General features: G+C 34.9%; 17 protein-coding genes and 1 pseudogene. 15 read left to right on the forward strand and 3 right to left on the reverse strand.

Features of this window, described 5'->3' with window-relative positions; genetic code table 11:
• Window positions 1-128: pseudogene (locus tag K9V48_RS23060) on the reverse strand (DUF3900 domain-containing protein); the annotation flags it as partial.
• 68 nt (window positions 129-196) lie between these two features.
• A complete protein-coding gene (locus tag K9V48_RS23065; RefSeq protein WP_224141465.1) occupies window positions 197-1,327 on the reverse strand; it encodes a site-specific integrase in 1,131 nt (376 codons plus the stop codon).
• 540 nt (window positions 1,328-1,867) lie between these two features.
• Between K9V48_RS23065 and K9V48_RS23070 the strand changes: the two genes are divergently transcribed.
• From K9V48_RS23070 to K9V48_RS23140, 15 genes are all read left to right on the forward strand, one after another.
• Window positions 1,868-2,959 (forward strand): SAVED domain-containing protein, encoded by a 1,092-nt coding sequence (locus K9V48_RS23070; protein WP_224141466.1) that lies wholly within the window; start codon window positions 1,868-1,870, stop codon window positions 2,957-2,959.
• Window positions 2,960-2,970: 11 nt separating this feature from the next.
• Window positions 2,971-4,341 carry a nucleotide-binding domain-containing protein gene (locus K9V48_RS23075; protein WP_224141467.1) on the forward strand — a complete coding sequence of 457 codons (1,371 nt, stop codon included), beginning with the start codon at window positions 2,971-2,973 and terminating at the stop codon, window positions 4,339-4,341.
• 1,076 nt (window positions 4,342-5,417) lie between these two features.
• Entirely contained in the window at window positions 5,418-6,629 is a 1,212-nt protein-coding gene (locus tag K9V48_RS23080; protein WP_224141468.1) for a hypothetical protein, read from the forward strand.
• 209 nt (window positions 6,630-6,838) lie between these two features.
• The gene (locus K9V48_RS23085) at window positions 6,839-7,084 is read left to right on the forward strand and encodes a cytoplasmic protein (protein ID WP_224141469.1); all 246 of its coding nucleotides are present in this window, start codon (window positions 6,839-6,841) and stop codon (window positions 7,082-7,084) included.
• Between the two features lie 583 nt (window positions 7,085-7,667).
• The gene (locus K9V48_RS23090) at window positions 7,668-8,249 is read left to right on the forward strand and encodes a GNAT family N-acetyltransferase (protein WP_224141470.1); all 582 of its coding nucleotides are present in this window, start codon (window positions 7,668-7,670) and stop codon (window positions 8,247-8,249) included.
• Between the two features lie 173 nt (window positions 8,250-8,422).
• On the forward strand, window positions 8,423-9,592 hold the full coding sequence (locus tag K9V48_RS23095) for an MFS transporter (RefSeq protein WP_224141471.1): 1,170 nt from the start codon (window positions 8,423-8,425) through the stop codon (window positions 9,590-9,592).
• A gap of 595 nt (window positions 9,593-10,187) precedes the next feature.
• Window positions 10,188-10,727: an RNA polymerase sigma factor gene (locus K9V48_RS23100; RefSeq protein WP_224141472.1), complete on the forward strand. Its 540-nt coding sequence runs from the start codon at window positions 10,188-10,190 to the stop codon at window positions 10,725-10,727.
• Window positions 10,717-11,742, forward strand: a complete 1,026-nt coding sequence (gene spoIIP, locus K9V48_RS23105; protein WP_224141473.1) for a stage II sporulation protein P — start codon at window positions 10,717-10,719, stop codon at window positions 11,740-11,742. Before K9V48_RS23100 ends, spoIIP begins: the two co-directional genes overlap by 11 nt.
• Window positions 11,743-12,223: 481 nt before the next feature.
• On the forward strand, window positions 12,224-12,421 hold the full coding sequence (locus K9V48_RS23110) for a DUF6884 domain-containing protein (protein WP_224141474.1): 198 nt from the start codon (window positions 12,224-12,226) through the stop codon (window positions 12,419-12,421).
• A gap of 42 nt (window positions 12,422-12,463) precedes the next feature.
• On the forward strand, window positions 12,464-13,480 hold the full coding sequence (locus tag K9V48_RS23115; RefSeq protein ID WP_224141475.1) for an HNH endonuclease: 1,017 nt from the start codon (window positions 12,464-12,466) through the stop codon (window positions 13,478-13,480).
• Between the two features lie 95 nt (window positions 13,481-13,575).
• A complete protein-coding gene (locus tag K9V48_RS23120) occupies window positions 13,576-14,631 on the forward strand; it encodes a DUF6236 family protein (RefSeq protein ID WP_224141476.1) in 1,056 nt (351 codons plus the stop codon).
• A gap of 84 nt (window positions 14,632-14,715) precedes the next feature.
• A complete protein-coding gene (locus K9V48_RS23125) occupies window positions 14,716-15,999 on the forward strand; it encodes a hypothetical protein (protein WP_224141477.1) in 1,284 nt (427 codons plus the stop codon).
• Window positions 16,000-16,058: 59 nt separating this feature from the next.
• A complete protein-coding gene (locus K9V48_RS23130; RefSeq protein WP_224141478.1) occupies window positions 16,059-16,817 on the forward strand; it encodes an HNH endonuclease in 759 nt (252 codons plus the stop codon).
• A gap of 415 nt (window positions 16,818-17,232) precedes the next feature.
• Entirely contained in the window at window positions 17,233-17,799 is a 567-nt protein-coding gene (locus K9V48_RS23135) for a recombinase family protein (protein ID WP_224141479.1), read from the forward strand.
• Between the two features lie 430 nt (window positions 17,800-18,229).
• Window positions 18,230-19,492 (forward strand): FliH/SctL family protein, encoded by a 1,263-nt coding sequence (locus K9V48_RS23140; RefSeq protein ID WP_224141480.1) that lies wholly within the window; start codon window positions 18,230-18,232, stop codon window positions 19,490-19,492.
• A 456-nt stretch (window positions 19,493-19,948) separates the two neighbouring features.
• Here K9V48_RS23140 and K9V48_RS23145 read toward each other — a convergent pair.
• Window positions 19,949-20,085: DUF3900 domain-containing protein (locus K9V48_RS23145; RefSeq protein WP_224141481.1), on the reverse strand; the 137-nt coding region annotated here is incomplete at its 5' end.

Consider the following 20,085-nt stretch of genomic DNA (forward strand, 5'->3'; position numbering starts at 1 on the left):
AATATCTCAGGCATCGATTCTCCGTATTCGACAAACTTTAAGAAATCCTCAAAGTAGCGAGCATGTGAGGATTGGTGGATTTTTAATTCGCCTGTTTCCACCATTCCTTCTTCAGGCATGTAGGGGTCAAAGGTAGCTGAAACATTGATATGACTGTATTTAAAGTACTGTGAATGTATAGTGGTCACACATTTGGTCACATTCCAATGATTTTGTCCAATTTATCCGAGACGGATTTCTGCATATCTGGTAGGACATGACTATAAGTATTTAGAGTTGTTTCAATATCTGCATGACCTAGCCGCTCTGAGATAAGCTTCACATTTACATTTTGTTGAATGAGTATCGTAGCATGTGTATGTCTAAGGTCGTGAAAGCGTATTTTAGGCAAGTCGATTTTCTCTATTAGATTATAAAACTCTTTGCGGAAGTTTCTAGGTATCATGGGCTTGCCAGCCCTTGTACACACAACAAGGTCGTTGTCATTGTAACTTTGCCCGTGAACCAACTTTTCCTGTACTACCTGTTTCCTATAGATTTTCAACTCATTAACTAGCTTGTCTGGAATGTGTATGGAACGAATGCTAGCCTCGTTCTTTGCTCCTGCCTTAATCTCTGCATTCTGAGTGAGCGTCTGCCTTACAAAGATAGTATGTTGCTCAAAGTCAATATCTTTCCATCTTAGTCCAAGTATTTCTCCTTGTCGCATTCCTGTATAGATTGCTATGAGAAATCCGATATGGCAGCGAGTCAGTCGCTTTATCTTTTTAGCTTCCTTGATAAAGAAATTCACCTGTTCAAGAGACCAAACACTTATTTCTTTTCTCTTTACCTTTGGAAGTGTGATTCCTTCAGTAGGATTGTCTTTAATAAGCTTTAAGACTTTAGCCTTCTTAAGAGATGAACTGACAATTCGAAAGATAAGATGGACAGTATGTTCTGAATAAGACGTATCATTAACTAAATCGTTAATAAATTTTTGAATTTGCATAGGAGCAATTTGCTGTAATTTAAGATGACCGAGTTTCGGTTTTATGACGTTCCTATAAAAGATGGAGTGAGTCTCAAAGGTGGATTTCTGTAGACGGCTTTTTCTTTCTTGAAACCATTCTTCCATGTACTTGGAGTAGGATATCTGTGTCAAATCGAGAAACTCATTTTCTAAAATTTCAGCCTTTATCTTGGTCATTTCATCCATGGCATGACGTTTGGATTCAAAGCCTCTACGTTTAATTTGTTTACGTTTACCAGTTAAAGGGTCTGTTCCACCGTCGAAAACAAAATCCCATTTACCTGTCCTTTTATTTTTAGTAATGCTGCCTTTCATAGCACTAAGACCTCCCTTAGGTCGTAGGCTTGTTGAAAGGATTCCATTTATATACTTATTTTATCATAAGTCTGGGGTAAGGGTTAGAAAGTAGTAAATTTACTAATATATTTTGAGTTGTTGTAGCACTAACATGAGAATGTAGAGTACGGAGATGGGGGAACTGAACCCTTACTATATTGTATGTAGTGGGGGCTTATTTTCACATATCGCACAGCCTGTGTTGTATCAAGTGATTACCTAGTAGGTCAACGCATGCAATACGGTTTGCAAAATAACCGACACGAGACAATATAAAGAACTGCTCTCTTTCTTTTTGTAAAAGCTAGGTTAACTTTATCCTCCATCTCTCCGTTATTGGTGGTAGTTTCATAGGAACTTCCTATGTTGTTTATCTTAATTAAGGACCCTTTCTTTATTACATAACAGGGGAAAATATGAAAATAGTAACTTTGTTGCAAAAAAAATCCAATTTTTGTATGATGAAAGATGCGACTTTGTTCGTTTCTAAAAAAGAGAAAATCTAGGGGGAGACAGAGATTGATATATTGGATAATTGCAGGAGTCATTATTCTAATAGGAGGCTATTTTACAGTAAGGCACTTTGCTAATCAAAATAAAGAGCTGGGAGTAGCTGCTGTTTTGGTTACAGCGGGACTTTCATTAATTGTAGGCTCCTTTGGGTCCGTTTGGGATAAAATCATACAAATTCTTGCCATTCTCAAAAATAGCCAAACAGCACAAGAATCTATCAATATTACAAAAGAGATGTCAGAACCTAATCTCCTTCAATTGTTAATCGGGATAGCATTGTTGGCTTTTGGCATTTATTTTTGGCACTACATCAAAAACAAAATTTATATCTTAAACATCAATGCCTATCAGGACAAACGAATTGAAGGACATAATCGTGACTTGGACTTGGGAAAATTTGAATTTAAAGAAAGAGAAATAGATTTTATCCGAATTTTTAGTAAGGATATGAAGCCGACACTGGCAAAGCAAATTGCTCAAGTTATTAAAGACAAGACCACATCTTTCAAAGATGAAAGTAAAGAATTTAAGAGGGGTTATACAGGAATCGCACCGATACCTTTTGTCGCATTATCTGGAACGTATTTAAAAAAGGAAAAGATTGACCACTACTTTGAATTTGATAAAAAAACAACCGAGAAATTTTATGAGCTAAAATCAGGAACCAATTATCCACCTTTAGAGCTACAAGGAAACTTGAATAATCTGAATCATTCATCGGAAGAAATCGTAGTGGCTGTGTCCATCACAACTGAAATTCCTGATGCCCATTTAACGCAATTCGCTGGGATGGATGTGGTTAGGCTATCCGTAGATAATCCTGAAGATAATAAGATTCAATTTAAAGAACAATTGATGGACTATGCCAACAAAGTTGTAGAAACCATTGAAGAGCTTGGAAGGCAAATACCTCATTTAAAGAACATTCACTTCGCTTGTTCGAGTCAAAGTTGTTTGGCATTAGAAATTGGAAAGAAAGTGGATGATAGAAGAATGGTACAAGTCATTTGTTACTTCTTTGACATGCAACAACCGAAAAAATATTCTTGGGGCTTGGTCATCAATGGAAAAGAGAAAGGAAAACTTATTCAAGCGTAGGGGGGACATAAATGTACGATGTGAGCAATAAATTTAATAGCTTTTACAAGAACCACGTTGTTTTGCCTAAAGAGCAAAAAAAACGATTGTTCCGCCTCAAAAATCTAAATATTGATAGATTGAAAGAGGGACTGAAGGATTACAATGAGGAGAACAAAACGAATTATCAAATTGTAGAGACAGTGGTTCAAGGAAGTGTTGCCATGTCTACGGTCACGCAAAACGAAAGCAATGACTACGATATTGATGTGGCTATTGTCTTTGATAAAGGCAATGTTCTAGATGGAACAATTGCCGTAAAAAATATGGTGGCAAATGCACTAAAGAAAAAATGTAAGCAATTCAATGTAGAACCTGAAGCAAAAACAAACTGCGTGAGAATTGTTTATGCGGAAGGATATCATGTTGATTTTGCAATTTATCGAAGATTTACTAATGAAAATGGCGAGTATCAATATGAGCATTGCGGAAGTCAATGGAGGACAAGAGACCCAAGAGCTATTACCAAATGGTTTATTGATGAAAACAAAAGCAAGAATTATAAGCTACGGGTCGTGGCAAGACTTCTGAAGATGTTTTGTAAATCAAGAAACGATTGGGTGATGCCTGGAGGACTTGTTCAGTCCGTTTTGGTAAATGAGTGTTTTCAGTCGGACGAACGAATAGATAAAATGTTTTATGAAACCTTAAAGTCCGTACGGGACAGATTAATCCTCAACAAAGAGGTAAATAATCCTGCTGACCAAGAGCAAAGCCTCAAATTAATCAAAAAAGACGATGTGCGTCTTGAAAGGTTAGAATCTCGATTAACCACCTATTTAAATAAATTAGATGTTTTATCCGAGGAAGATTGTACACTAAGGCAAGCGATTGAAGCATGGAAAGATTTCTTCAATCACAGTTATTGGGAAGAACAATGGGAACAAGCCAAAGAAACCAATGCGGTGGTTGCAAAATCTTATAGCACCACAAAAGATGTCTTGTATGATGAAACGGAAGAGTTTATGGAGTATATATTTCCTTTAAAAATTCAATACTCTTTGTCTTTGGAATGCAAAGTCACTCACGATGGATGGAGAACCATGTTTTTGAATGAGATGCTACGAAAGAGAGTACATTTGCCAAGTAGCCGACAATTGGATTTTTACATTCAACATCATAATGTTCCAAAACCATATCAGGTTTATTGGAAAGTGAAAAATAGCGGTGATGAAGCGAAAAGAAGAAATTGTATCAGAGGGCAAATCGTGAAGACAAACTCTGAAACACATAGTGAAAGAACTAGCTTCAGAGGAGAGCATTTCGTTGAATGCTACATTGTTAAAAATAGAGTATGTGTGGCAAGAGACCGAATAGAAGTACCAATTGTTACAAATGAATAAGCAGAAGCACTAGGAGTAATTGCTAATTGTAATTACTCCTTTTTCTTTTTATGAAAGCTTTTTATGGACTTTTTTCACATACATACACCTTTTGTATTAGAGAGGAAGCACCCCGCCTCACACCAAAACGGTGTATAAACCAATTTGAGAGGGACATTTGCTGCTTTTCACCCAATAAAAATACCTCAACAACGAGTATTCCTAAAGTAAACCTCGAAACGTGTATACATTATTCCTTTTCCACGTCAATAGAACGTTCAAAATATTTCCAAGAAGAACAATGGACTAATCTATTGCATTACAATATTGATAGTATTATTATGTTAGACATAACTATTGAAAATGAATATATCATCAAACAAATAAACTATGTAAGGAGTGAATCTGATGCAACCGTCTCATATAGAGGCACACTTATACTGTTCTATTTTTCCTATGTCATTCTCATAGGATTAGGCTAATCTTATGCCTAAATTGGACAGGGTGAAGTGTGCTTTCTAACGAGGTGAGGAGCATCAGATTCTCTCCTTTTTTGTGTTTTCTAAGGAGCGGCTAATAACAGATGTATTACTAATTAATAAATAGCCGTGCGGGTGTAAATGTTAAAGGGTTTTTAACAAACACAATATGTTAATTATTACAAGTAAAACTCATAAATCATGCTCAAACCACTGATATTGAAGGGATTAAAGCGATTTAGTGTGTTGCTTCAACAGTAGAGTTTGAGTGTGATAGAATAAAGGGCATTCGCTTCGCTCACTGCTACGCCTCCCTACGGTCGTTGTTTGGGACGCTCCCTGCGGTCACTTCGCCACCTAAAGGTGACGACCCTATCAAGCTCATACTGCAGCATAATATCTTAAGCACTTGTAATATCAAGGTTTATAAGGATGGAAAATATCGTGCAACTTTTGACATAATATAAATATATATACCCTTCTTATATTACGACAAAAGTTGCACGATTTTAAGGGGGCTAAATTATTAGTAAAAACACAACTAAACTATGAAAGGAGTGAATTAAATGTGGTGTATCTAAATGATTACACCACCTCTATTGAAAAGGAAGATGTATAGTGGAAAAAGTATTTACTTTAGCAGAGTTAGTTGAGGAGTATGGAACAGAGGTTCAAAAGGAATCATTCAAAAAGAATGGGAATCTAAACAGACGTTCATTTGGTTCAATAATCAAACGTGTTGAGCAAGATTGGGAATCCGTCAAAGAAGAAGGCAGAGGCTCGAAACGGAAAATCAAATGCAGTGGAAAACTTGAAGATAAAGCTATGAAGAAAGACGGTCGTGTAAGAAGCGGTCGTCAACAAGTTGAGCATAGAATCCCAATGGATATTATTGTAGCAACTCATTTAGAATACGATATGACGAACCAAGCAAGTATGAGCCTAGGGAAATGGGCAATTGAATTTGGACTAATTACAGAACTTGAATATGACTTATTACGTTCAAGACACAATAGTAAGAAATATCAGAAGCATATTAACATAGCAGTTGAGCTTGGAATCATTGATGAAGACCAAACGAAACTATTAGATGAGTTTACACAGTACTGCCTTGAGATATATGGACAATTGGCTAAGACCTTAGAGCATATGAAGAAATGTGGTATCATCTTATTTTATGAGAACTGGAAAGGGTATTGTAAAGATGGAAAGGTCGATATCAATCCCGAAATAATGAAGAAAATTGAAAAGACTAGACGGGATTTAATGGAGAAACATGATGTTGTTGAATTCAATCTAACTGCACATGGAAATGCTAAAAAGGTTAAAAACTTCAAACGTGAATGGAAAGAGGCATTAGCTGAAGTTAAGGACGAAAATGGAAATAAATTAGGAATCAAGTATTACTGGAAAGAATACGCAGTGATATTAAAGGCTTCAAGTAAAGCAGTACAGCGATATCTTGAAACATATTGTGCCGATGCTTTAGAAGCATATGTGACTAATAAAGACCTATTCATCAATGAAAATGAAGCGGACTATGTCCTTAAGCGTAAAGTTAATATCATGAAGAAGGTTGAGAAACGCCACAAGCAGAAGCTTAAGGAATACAAGGAGCAGAAAATTACGTTTGCCACTACAGAAGAGGAAAAATGGATTAGATTCTTCTACACACAGCAGGAACTGGAGGATATCATTGCAGGGTATGACCTAGGCGTTAAGAGGTTGCACCTTCAGAATCTGTATATGGAGCGGATGGGACAGCTATTCGAATTGTATAACATAAAAGGCTATACAATAAAAAACACTTTGAAGGAGTCTCTTAATTGAGGCTCTTCTTTTTTGTATATTGGAGCGGATGCTTGAACATAGGATTGGAACGGCAGCATAAACAAACTAACTATAACTAATCTTTTATTGTTTGTGAAGGAATGTACATAAGCTAAATGGCAGGTTAGTTGAACAAGAATTCCATCAAAATGATGGTTGTATATGGTAAAATTCAGTCAAAAGATGACTAGAGAAGGGGAGAAATATTGTTGGAGAAACAATTTGAAAAAGCACATCGTTTTTGTAGGCATAATAGAAAAGACTTAGAAAATGATGCTATATGTGGATGCTTTTATTGTTTGAAAATATTTAATCCCAATGAAATTGATGAATGGTGGGACGACGATGACACAGCAGTTTGTCCTTATTGTGGAATTGATTCTGTAATTGGGGAGAGTTCTGGGTTTTCCATCACAGAATTGTTTCTAAAAGAAATGAATAAGGAATGGTTTTAGTGTTAAAGCTGTTGTTTCACTACCATGAAAGTATAAAACAGTGAAAATCTAAAAATGGCAATACTAAAGTAGACCCAGCAATTTAAAATTTTTTAAACTGAGCCGTAAATTAAACCTCATGTCGCCAATATCAGTATGACCACAAAAACCCTACTTTCATTCTCTGTGGTGCAGCGACGATTTTTCTGCTGCATGGATGGCTAACGGGTGCATTAATCAAACAACTGGTGATGATATCAATGCATTATTCAAAGGGTGGTTCTGAAGCAAGTGTAGGCAAGGGATGACTTTAGATTTGAGTTATCCTTTTTTTGTATATTAGAACGGATGATTGAACAATAGTCAATTTCACGGCATCTTTACACATATTAATAATATTCTTCTTTTATTGTGTTTAACAGTAAGTAAAATTGATTGAGAGTTTGTGAAAGAATGTACTTAAAGTAATGTGGCAGATTAGTGGAAGAAGAGTTGCTTAACCTCCCTCTTTTATCTCACCCTGATAAAAAATAAACAACTGACACTTTAATACTGGACAGTTTGTGTATATAATTCTACCAAAGAAGAAAAGGAGAGAAGAATTATGGAGATAAAACCAGTAGTATTAATAGGAGATAGAGTAAAGATACAACCTATGGAAGATTATCACGTACAGGAATTATTTGATGCGGGAAACAATCCAGATATATGGGCATACATGCCAATGAAGGTTCAATCCATTGAAGATATGAAGTACCTTGTGAATGGAGCACTTCAAGCGAGAGAGCAAGGAAGCGAATTTCCTTTTGTTATCTTCGATAAGGATTCGGGGGAAATTGTGGGAAGCACTCGTTTTCTTAATATATCCATACCAAACCGTAACTTGGAAATTGGTTGGACATGGCTGTCTCCAACTGTTTGGCGAACTAGAATAAATACAGAATGTAAGTATCTTCTTTTGAAACACTGCTTTGAGACACTTGGGACGATTCGTGTTCAGTTGAAAACAGATAGTCGAAATGTGCGGTCTCAGCAGGCAATGGAACGGCTGGGTGCGGTAAAAGAAGGAGTGCTTCGGAATCATGTGGTTATGCCTGACGGTTATCTAAGAGACTCTGTTTTTTACAGTATAATCGACCAAGAATGGGTGCTAGTGAAGGACAAATTGGAGAGTATGCTACGATAATCCAGTATTTTGGAAGTGTTCCTTATTAAACTAAATGGGTGCTAGAGTTGAAGATTCAGGGTTGCTGCGGCAGCCCTTTTTGTTGTTCCACTAACGGGAGTTTACTGAACAAGAAGTCCTTTTTATGACTCTAAAGAATATACATATAACAATAAGTGTAAAAGGGGGATGTAATGGACTCGCAAGGGAGAGTAAGTTTAAGTGTTGGTTGGATAACTTTGTTTCTAATGGGTACTGATTTATTTGTAGTGTCTCCGTTACTACCGTTCATTTCGGAAGCGTATAATGTTAGTTCAGCGATGACAGGATGGATGGTAACTGTTTTTGCTGTAACATATGCTATTGTAGCACCTTTCTTTGGTTGGGCTTCAGATAAAAATGGAAGAGGGATTTTTATTACGTTTGGGTTATTGTTATTTTCCTTCTCTAATATCTTAACTGCTTTTTCATCTTCTTTTACCTGGTTAATCATTAGTCGTATTTTAGCTGGTTTGTCGGTTGCTGCGATTACCCCATTGATTTATGCCATTATCGGGGATATTGCACCATCAAATCGGAGGGGAACTTGGCTTTCTATTGTTATTTCAGGACATTTAACAGCTCTTTGGGCAGGAGCACCAGTCGGTACATTACTAGAGCATTTTCTTGGTTGGCGTTCAGTATTTGTTGTAATGGCTATTATAGGGATTATATTGGCAGTAGTAAATTTCAAAACGTGGAAATATGTTCCTAAAAGTGATTTTACAAGAAATCTATTAGAAGGAAATCTGCTAAGAATACTTGGTTCGGTAAGTGTTACCACCATTTGGGCGATTTCAATGTATGCTCTTTATGTTTACTTAGGTGCGGCTCTTTATTCCGAAAATAGATTCTCATCATCAGAAATCGCATTAGCTGTTACTTTTTATGGTATTGGTGCTGTTTTAGGAAGTCTTATAAGTGGACAATTTACAGATAGGTTTGGAGCAAGGAAGATTTCGAAAGCTACGCTAATTTTTTTGACTGTAATACTCGTTTGTTTAGGAATCTTCTTCTCATCTGGCGATTGGATTTATTTCTTTCTGTTCATATGGGCATTGGTTGGGTATGCAGGATTTACATCATACCAAGCACGATTAGCAATCGAATATCCAAAGGAACGAGGAATTGTTATGGCGTGGAATAATACGGCTCTGTATATTGGTATTACCATTGGTTCAATGATTGGTGGTTATGTCATATCTAATTGGGGATACCCTTTCCTTCCGTATGTTTGTAGCATTGCAGCAATCATTAGTTTTGTCCTTAGTACCCAAAAGGTCCAAGAAACAAAAAAAGAATCAGCTTTTCCAGCAGATAGATGACCTCAGAATGAAGTCTTTTTATTGAAGGTAGCAATAGTTAAACAACACTGAAAAGAACTTGGAAACCAACCAAGTTCTTTTTAGTGTGTCACGAAGCGATTTGAGGTTAGAGAATCCATAAATAACACCGTCTACAGACGCTCAGAATGGCTCGTGGTAGCTTATGTAGTTACTTAGATTTAGATACACACAAACACAATCCACAATCTGGTGTCCAAGTTGAGCAGTTACGCCTACCCTTTTGATGATACTCTTGCATATCAATATTACAATGTACTACTCTCTCGTTAGGGGTGATGCCCCTTTCTACTTTTCGCTCCCTCTCATCCCCCACTACCTTTGATTTTAATATCTAGCTTAATAGATAATCTATTTTTGTTCGTTTGCACTTTACAGGGATTTTGTGATTAAAGAACACAAAAATAGAGGAAAAAGGTTTAGTTTCGAGAAATTTGTTAAAGGTTGTGTGTAAATAAGACAGTTGATTAGGTCTGTCTTTTTGACAAAGTTAATCAGTTCATCAAGAAAATAAATACTTGTAACCTTTACATAGGCTCAAACGATTAATATATGTAAACAAAAAGGGGGGAACGATTTGATTGACAATCAGAAGTTAGAGGAAAAGATTGTTGAAATTTATAATCACCATTATTTGGACGTGTATCGATTCCTTGTATGTTTTTCTGGAAATCAAAATGATGCAGAGGATTTAACACAAGAAGTGTTTATTCGTGTCCTCAATAACTTCTCTAACATTAACAGTATCATCAACTTAAAAACATGGATTTTTTCAATTGCTAAGCACGTTGCTATTGACCACTATCGTAAAAAAAGATTTTCTTCCCTCATAAAGGATGGATTTTTTAAACAAATCGTTTCAACTGAAAAAGAACCCACTGAATTAATTGAACAAAATGAAATGAAAAAGCTAGTTCACTCAGCAATTTCAAAGTTAAAACCAAACTATAGGGCAGTAGTAATACTAAGAGGTATAAACGAATTTTCAATAAGAGAGACATCTGAAATACTTCAATGTAGTGAGTCAAAGGTAAAGGTGGATTATCATAGAGCCTTAAAAGAACTTAAGAAGAAATTGAACATAAATGCAGAGGAGGTTATTGGAAATGCAAACTGATAAGGATTTGTTTAACCTCATTAAAGAAGCATATCCCCTCAACCCTAGAGAGGAGTTTGTATCATCTACTTCTAATAAACTTAGACAAAGTGCAAGGAAACTAAATAGAAAAAGTAGAATTAAACAATTCTCTTTTGCTTCAACCAACATTGCAATCTGTGCCATCGTTATTTCGTGGTTTTTCTTTTATGGAGGAATAGATATACTTACGAATAATCTTAACTCCTTTGGTGAAAGAAATTCGTCAACTTCAGTTAATGAACAAGAACCTTTAGTTTATATATACCAATCACATAATACAGAGTCATTTTTAACAGAAGCTAAAGTGAAGGAACCTAACAAAGCACTTCACGAAACCAAAAACATAACATTAGTTGGTGAAAGATTAAAACAATCATTACAAGAAAAAGGCATTAATTCAATCCATGATAAAACCAATATAATGGAAATTCTAAATGAACAAGGCTTATCATTTGGTGAAGCTTATAAAATTTCAAGAGAGCCACTAGAAGATGCCATAGATGAAAATAAAAATATTAAAATGGTATTTGATATACACAGAGATTCACGAAAAAGAAGTGATACAACCATTAAAATGAATGGAAAAGATTTCCCAAGGATTGCATTCACTGTATCTAGTTCAAGTGTAAATTATGAGGGAAATTTAAAGTTTGCCCAACTCCTCCATAGTAAAATTGAAGAAAAATATCCTAGCTTATCAAGAGGAGTAATTGTTAAAGACAATCCACAAAAACAAAATACTTACAATCAAGATGTTTTGGATAACTCAGTCTTGTTAGAAATAGGTGGAGTCGAAAACACGTTGCAGGAGGAATATAGAACCGTAGATGTCCTTGCAGAGGTTATAAAAGACATCCTAGTTACTTCAAAACAAACAGATATTACCACAGTAATATCTGTTGAAGAACAAAACATGATAGAAAATATGTCCGTTAAAGAGGGATTTGTACCACAAGAGAATGGAACAGGGTTCTTTTTTACAAAAGAAAAATAGTTGTTAAACTAATGGATGCAAGAGTTGAATAACAAATCTTAAAGGACTTGGATACTCTCCAAGTCCTTTTTGTTCTAATTATAAAGTTGATTTGATGCTCAGAGAATCATAAAGCATACTCCTGCAGACGCTTAGATTTGCTCAACAGAAGTTACAAGGCTTCTAGGTAGTGAATCTCAGGATTCAATCTGATGGTGCTATGTAAGCTTCGTATCGCTTAACGCAAATCCACATTCCTCCGCATCGCTTGCGTGGGGGGAGGTATCCCTCTCTTCTTACAGTACCACTGAGTAACTTCTAGGTGTTACTTCGTTCCACAATAAATAACTAGCTGTTTGGCTAAAGAATCCTACTCTCGCCTCCAACGATGCTATTGGTACATGCACATTGCAAAGTTTTATGAGTAGCATCAAGAGTGATGCTCTTTTTTTACCAATATGGTATGATTTTCCTATATAATTTTAAAAGGAGTACTTCCCTTATGAAGATAGCATTAGTAAGTTGTACTAAATTAAAAGCCGATTATCCATGCAGTGCTAGAGAGATGTACCAAGAGTCAACTTTGTTTAAGAAAGCTGTTAAATTTATTGAACAGAAAGATTATGATGACTGGTTTGTATTATCTGCAATATTCCATTTCAGGGAAAAGCCATGGAAGAGCAGTCAATGTATTACATAGAAAACATGAAATAATATCAGTATCAAGTGTGAGGGATATGAAATGTCAAAAGACCCATATATCGGAAGAGGGCATGTTATAAAAGCTATTCAAAAGATAGGAAAGGAAGGAATGCCTTGGAGAAAACGTTCAAAAAGGTATCATCTAATTCATGAAAATAACTTTTATCCACCTAATTACGTATTATTAGTTGCAAGGGAATTTGCAGACGATGAGGAGTACCTACCTTCCTACAATGCTAATGCAATTCACCCTAGGGTATTATTGGAAAGTCTAGGCTTTACAATAGTTGAAATTTCAGATATTACATATGAGGATTGGGTAATAGACGAAATTGTTTATGAATTTCTTTTTCATTCACGCCAACGCTCCTACGAATGGCTTGATGAACATATACTAGAGTTAAATCCTAAAGTTAGTCGTGGGTCTCATGCGTTGGCATTACTGAATTATATCGGATTAAATGATAAACATAAATGGATGTGTGAAGATTTAAGTATAGATGAAGCTATAAATCTATTAGAACAGCATGATTCTGAATTTAGTTTAGTTATTCAATCTCTTCAAAGATATGAACAACGAGATAACGTTGATTTAGACCGAGTGGTGGAGTCTGCATCAGAAGAGTATATTGAATTAGAATCAATTGTCACAGCAGTAAAAGATACAGTTGAAGTAACAGAGACTGAAAGAGAACAAGTCATTAAAAGTAGAATAGGTCAATCGACGTTTAAAAAGGCTCTTTTAGATACGGAAAAGAAATGTAAGTTATGTGGTGTCTCAGATGAACGGTTTCTTGTAGCAAGTCATATTAAGCCATGGAGTCAATCTAATAATCAAGAACGGTTAGATGTGAATAATGGTTTGTTATTATGTCCTAACCATGATTTATTGTTTGATAAGGGTTATATTAGTTTTGATGCTGATGGAACAATTCTAATTTCAGATGGCTTAGATGAAGGGACAAGATTATTTTTAAATGTTAATAAAACTATGCATATTAGTATGAATGAAGGTCAACAGCAGTATATGAAATGGCATAGGGAGAATGTTTTTTAGACAATGTAAATTTGATGATAGAAAAAAGTAAGATTTTTTGTAATAACAGAGAATAAAAATGGTAGATTAATTATGAAATGAAAGGAGAAAATGCAGTGGATAAAATACTTTACTTTCCATCGATTTCTATTCCTAAAAGCCAATGGCTAATGGGGTCATTGTTTTATTGGGATAAGGTAGGTTCTATCGTACCTCTAGAATTTTTAGATGAACCAAGCTTGCTAGGGGAGCATATGAGAAAACTAGTAGAGGCTAAGTTGATTGAGCAGGTAGTACCAGAGGAGTATTTATGGAATATACCAAACTTTGAAGAGGCATTCATAGATTTTATTGATAATAATCCTGTATTTCTACCCATCTCTAATTTGGGAAAGCTGGGATTAATTGGTCAGAATGGAGTAATAAAAACAACAACAGAGATACATATGGGGAAGCTTAGAAGTCTTGGACAAAAGCTAGAACAAAGAGGATTAGCAACTAAAGGAAGAGGGGCGTGGTACACTGTAGAGGGGTATACAGCATCTAATTTTATGACATATCTTGCAACAGTACTAGGAACAATTACAGAGTATACACCTCTCACTGATAGTTATAATGAATTATCCTATTTCCTTCCTAAAACAGAGAAGGAGAACACCCGTGAAATATTCATAGAACAACTTCGGGCAAAAGTAATTGAGAAAGTATTACCTGTTCCTGCTTCTGTTGAAGACCCATACGATATTTATCGGTTTAAGGAGAAGCATTGTGATGAGCTAGCGAGATTTCGTAGACACGTAGAAGAGTTTATTCTTAATCTAGAACTCCTTCCAGAATATCAAGTTGAAGAAAGGATAAAGTTGTTTGCTGAAAATTCAGAGGATGAAATCAGATATATTTCAGATAGAATGAAATCTTTTAAATGGAGAATGATAAATTTTGCTACATTTTGTTCAATAGCCTCTCCAGCTCTAGGTTTAGTGAAAGGGATATCTGAAGATAGTAAACTAGATACTGCAAGTGCAACTATCGGGTTATTAGGTGCAGTTGGTGCGGCACTTAGTAGGGAGAAAATAATAGAAATTGAGCGTCGACCATTGGCATATGCTGCTATAGTTGAGAGGCAATTTAATAGACAATCGTCTAACAACTGTTCTACACCAAGTTACTAATACTAATGATTAAAGTAGTTTGATTTTAAGAAGTTAAATAATATCAAAATGTTTAGCCTTTTAAATAGTGAGGAGAGTGTGGAGATGGATTTAGATATTGGGATTAAGGATATAGAACAATCCAATGATTTTCTTGCAAGTCTTTGGGCAGAAATTGAAAAAGACTTTGGAAAAGGTCAATTTATTTACTATGCACCTAGAAAAGATAAAAAGGAACAGAAAATTCACTTTGGAATCATGGATATAGGTATTGCACATTTAAGTGTTGGCATTACATACAAAGACAATGTCTCTATTGTTAAAATACTCTTTGAATATGAGGACAACAGTAAGGAATTAGAGCTAATATCTCCTTTAGGTCAAAGGCTTAAACAAGCTGTAAAAAAAGCAAGAAGAAACAAAGAGAACTATGAAAAGTTTTTTGTTAAGATAGGCATTAATTCTTATCATGCTCTGTCAAGCTATAAAGGTAGTAGTTTTATAACAGAAGTATCAACAAATGAGGGGACAGAAATCACTTTCCCTATTTTTGCCCATATTAAAAGTCAAGTATCTAGCAAAATGTTTCCTAAGTTAAATCAGATAATGGACTTTTTATCAGTAGAAACGAATGCTCCTTTTTGGAGGGATTATAAATATCATATTGGTATAGAACAAGTTGAAATATCTCCTAAAGAAGTATATCAAATACCAGCCTTTATAGATGAACTATCTGTTAAGGATGACTATCTTGTTATTTCAGAGGCAGGTAAAAACTTTGTAGACTACATAGCAAACAGTTACAAGTTAGATGAAGATTTAGCCCTATTCTTAAAGGCTTGTTACCATTACCATACTGCAAGAAAGTATGATGCCCAATTACATAATTACCCTATACCTAAGGTGTCTATGGGGGAAACTGTTAAATTTGAAATAAATATAGGTAGTATGGAGTCAGATTCTGCTCAAAAAAAGGGAAGCTCTCAGACAGAAATAGCAACAACTCTATACCTGTCAGCTTTAGAGGTTATTACCTTAATTGGATTCCAAGAGGAAAAATGTAGAGAATGTGGGCAGCCTAAATTCAAAATTTCTAAAAGGGTAAAAAGTCTAGCACAAAAATACCTTAATCAACAATTAGCTAATGAGTTTATTGATTACTATGATAAAAGGTCAAAGTATTTGCATAAAGGGGAAAATTTATCTGATGATAGTCTTTTTACAAACTCATTCCCACTCTTAGATAAAGACAGTGAGCATGGATGTAAAATGACTATGGATGTACCAGTTGATAATATAAGAGAGCACACTGGCTATATGTTAAGGAAGTTTTACAGAGAATACTTTGCAGAAAAATGTAATGGTCAATATATTAAAGATGAGAGCTGATGTGGCTCTCTTTTTGCATTAATATTGATGTATAGCATACAGGGAATGAGGTAATTGGTTTGAATAAAGATACTTTTGCTGAATGGTTAAAAACTTATACTGATTTAAAACCATATGCAATAAAAAGATATTCTAGAGCTATTGAAACTCTATCATTAGAATTAGGAGACTTTGGATTGCAGAGAATTAATTTATTTAATCTACCTGATACAGCCTTTATTGATACAATCCTAAGTAATCCTGAGTTTAAAAAAAAGAATGACAAGGGACATAGAATGTACAGCACAGCCTTAAAGCATTTTAAAAAATACATTGAGTATTCCTATGACTCTGAGTTACAAGCTGAGCTATTTAAAGAGGAGCAGAAGTTTGAAAAGTACCTTACAGAAAATCCTGCTGATGTTAGCAGAGCTAATATTGAGGATAAGCCAAAAGATAAACCTAATCACAGGTCAGTAAATAATAAAAAGGTATGGAGTAGAAATCCTAAATATGCAAGCGAGGTAGTAGTTGATGCAGACTACTTATGTGAGTTTGACAATCAGCATAAGCATTTCATTTCTAAGTTTAATGGAAAGAATTATGTAGAAGCTCATCATCTAATACCAATGCAATATCAGGAGCAATTTAATAACAGCATAGACATCCATGCTAATATAGTTTCAGTTTGTTTAGTTTGTCATAAGAAAATCCATCATGGACTGTTTGAGGAAAAGAAAGAAATAATAGATAAGCTATTCAATAGCAGGAGAGAAAGACTTATCAGAAGTGGAATTAACATTAGCTTAAAGGAGCTTTACAGCTATTATCAGGATTAACTTAATGGAGGAGAACAAATGCTTATATTGGATAAGTAAGAGAGAAGAAACCACACTCATCCACAAACAAGCATTCGGTAAATTTCCGACACGACTCAAATTTTAGGTGCGATTTTGTGCAGTAAAGTGATAAATTCAATAGTAATAAACTGATGTTATTCGACAGTCATAATCGATAAAAGAGGCTTATCCTTTTTAGAGTGATATCAAAGGAATAGATAGTGCTACTCTTTCCTGTTGTTTTCGATAAGCTATATGTAAATCTAGAGCATGCTCAAATTTACAGTTGTTCAGAATTGTAGTATTGTAAAATTAGAATATATTTTATAATTAATTTACAATTTGTAAACAAAGTATTTGATTCTAATTTTACATTGCGCTAACATTAATTCATCGGAAGATTATGGAAGGAACGATGAATTTGAACATAGCATATATCAGAGTATCAACAGTTGAACAGAACGAAGCAAGACAAGTTGAAGCAATGAAGCGGTACAGGATAGATAAGGTTTATCAAGAGAAGGTCTCAGCAAAAAATACAGACAGACCGAAGCTACTTGAGATGTTAGACTATGCTAGAGAAGGAGATACAATCTATGTTGCAGACTTTTCAAGATTAGCACGCTCCACAAAAGACTTGTTGGAACTAGTCGAACTATTAGAATCAAAAGGAGTTCAACTCGTATCAATTAAAGAGAATATCGACACTTCAACTCCGAATGGAAAACTTATGCTAACTATGTTAGGTGCAATCAATGAGTTTGAAAGAGCGAACATGTTAGAAAGACAGCGTGAAGGTATTGCCATAGCTAAAGCAGAAGGAAAGTATAAAGGACGAAAAGAGGTAACAATCCCAGATTTCGATAAGCATTATAAACGGTATATGAATCGAGAAGTATCAAAGACTCAGCTTGCTATAGAACTAGGAGTATCGAGACCAACCCTAGATAAGTTAATCAAAGAGCATCAACAAGTGAGTTAATAAGGGACTCCCCAAGGGGTCTCTTTTCATTTGCAATTAATGATATAGAAAAGGTGAGGTAGTTTATACAATCTCACCTAATACGGTCTCATTCAATTGTAATGATGCAACGGGGATAATTAGCACAAAATACCGGTACTTTTATAGGGGAATCGACCTAGGTAGCTACGAATCCACAGCATCAAATTTTTCGATTCCTTCCATACGAACCTATCAAATCTCCAAAAAAATATAATTGAAGTTGAAGAGAATAAAGAATCTTAAATTAGAATGAAAAGTCTCAGAAAGTCTAATGAGAATACTTTTGATTCATACCTGCATAGTTCATATTTATCTATAATTTTAATCCTATACAAGATTCGACATTAAATCTTTGGTTTATTAAGTACAATAGACATACTTAACATAGACTATGGAGAAGGTGGAAAGATTGAAAAGAAATTTTATCGTCTTGGCAACTTCAATTTTATTATTTTTTATATGCCAAGAAGTGAAAGCACATCCAGGAAATACTGATAGTTTTGGAAAACATACTTGTCGCACCAATTGCGAAAAATGGGGATTAGAGTATGGTGAATATCATGGGCATGGTGGTGCGGATAGTTCTTCATCTTCTGGTTCAAGTGGTGCTTCCTCTGACTCTATTTATACGGATGATGTTCCAGTTATGACTGAGGAAGAACTAGAAGTTCATTACGAAGAATTACAAAGTGAAGGTTATGATATTGGATATCAAAATGGGTATAACGGTGAAGTGTTTGTAGATTTTCATGAAGGTGAATATTCTGAATTATCAAACGATAAATACAGTTGGTATGAAGTGGGCTATGAAGCTGGATATAAGGAAGGCAAAGAAAAAAAAGCTGCAGAGATTCAAAAACAACAAGAAGAGGATTATCAAGCGGGAGAGAAAACAGGATACCAACAAGGAAAAATAGATTTTGAAAATAAAGCAGTTCAGCAAAATCCACAAACTAATTCCTCCCAAACTGAATATTGGAATAAAGGCTATGAAGCTGGATACAAAAAAGTTGTTCAACTGAAACAGCTAGCTGAACAGGCAAAAGAAGAAGGATATCAACAAGGTTTAACACAGGAAGATATAAGTATTCCTTCTAAATACACAAGTGTAGACGAAATAAAACAAGCATTTGAAGATGGCTTTAAAAAAGGTGAGGATGAAAGGATTAAACAATTACAAGAAACATATGAAAAAGAAGGCTATGAAGCAGGATATAATCAACAGACTTTTACTATTCCTGACGATGTTCCCGAATTATACAAGATATCCTTTAAGCGAGGGTTTGAAAATGGAAATAAAGCAAAAGAAGATGAAGCATACCAACGAGGTTATGATTTAGCGTTTAAAATGACAAAGTATATGGCTGATGACCAGTATAAAGAATATTCTAATCTTCAAAAGCAACATAAAAACGGATTTGAAGCAAATAAAAAAGCTGTAGAGTTGCGTGAAGAGGCGTTTGAAGCTGGTAAGAGCGGTGATGAGCTATCGATACCAGATGAATTTAAGAATAATAATGCTGTAGTAGACTTATATCATCAATATTATGAAAAAGGAAAAGAAGGGCGGGACGAGCGGAATAAACAAATTCTAATTGGAGGTTTAGTATTAGTACCAACTGGAATTGTCGGGGGTTATTATCTACGCAAAAGAAAAATGAAACAATCTTAATTACATAGGTTATTAAACTCAATACATTCAGAAAAGGTGTCATTAGTTGAACAATTAAACACAATTTCATTTAAAAAGCACCTGTATCCAAACAGGTGCTTTTTTGATTGCTTTGCTACATGGTAGTTAGTTGTGATTTTGGTTGCTATTAAGAACTTCTTTTTAAATTGTTTTTTTAACCTGTGACTGAAAAAAGTATTCTCTTTTTATTTAACAAAATCAATTTACAGGAAACTTTTCCTTTTTTGATAAAGAAGTAGTTGGAGGGATAATTTGATTAAATGGAAACCTTAAAATACAAGCTTTAAGACCTTAATTTTTAATATTTTGTGGTCACAACCGTGGTCACATTTTTGGTCACAAACACTCTTTTAAATGTTAATTTCGTGGTTGCAAAAATGCTTATAATCGCAGTTATACCAACACTTTTAGTATTTAGAAAACCCTATTATTGTTTTAGTAATCCCCAACACCTTTCCGACTAATTCGCTCAATAATTTCATGCAAATCATCCGGCCGATGAAACTCAATCGGTGAAACGCCCTTCTCAAACTCAATCGTATCCGCCTCAACTAAAAGCACATACCGTCCGT

The sequence above is a fragment of the Metabacillus rhizolycopersici genome (assembly GCF_020075705.1).

Coding starts and splice junctions, on each gene's coding strand:
- K9V48_RS23115 (WP_224141475.1), top strand. CDS start 12,464: ATGTCAAAAGACCCATATATCGGAAGAGGGCATGTTATAAAAGCTATT.
- K9V48_RS23065 (WP_224141465.1), bottom strand. CDS start 1,327: ATGAAAGGCAGCATTACTAAAAATAAAAGGACAGGTAAATGGGATTTT.
- spoIIP (WP_224141473.1), top strand. CDS start 10,717: ATGCAAACTGATAAGGATTTGTTTAACCTCATTAAAGAAGCATATCCC.
- K9V48_RS23095 (WP_224141471.1), top strand. CDS start 8,423: ATGGACTCGCAAGGGAGAGTAAGTTTAAGTGTTGGTTGGATAACTTTG.
- K9V48_RS23075 (WP_224141467.1), top strand. CDS start 2,971: ATGTACGATGTGAGCAATAAATTTAATAGCTTTTACAAGAACCACGTT.
- K9V48_RS23090 (WP_224141470.1), top strand. CDS start 7,668: ATGGAGATAAAACCAGTAGTATTAATAGGAGATAGAGTAAAGATACAA.
- K9V48_RS23110 (WP_224141474.1), top strand. CDS start 12,224: ATGAAGATAGCATTAGTAAGTTGTACTAAATTAAAAGCCGATTATCCA.
- K9V48_RS23135 (WP_224141479.1), top strand. CDS start 17,233: ATGAATTTGAACATAGCATATATCAGAGTATCAACAGTTGAACAGAAC.
- K9V48_RS23125 (WP_224141477.1), top strand. CDS start 14,716: ATGGATTTAGATATTGGGATTAAGGATATAGAACAATCCAATGATTTT.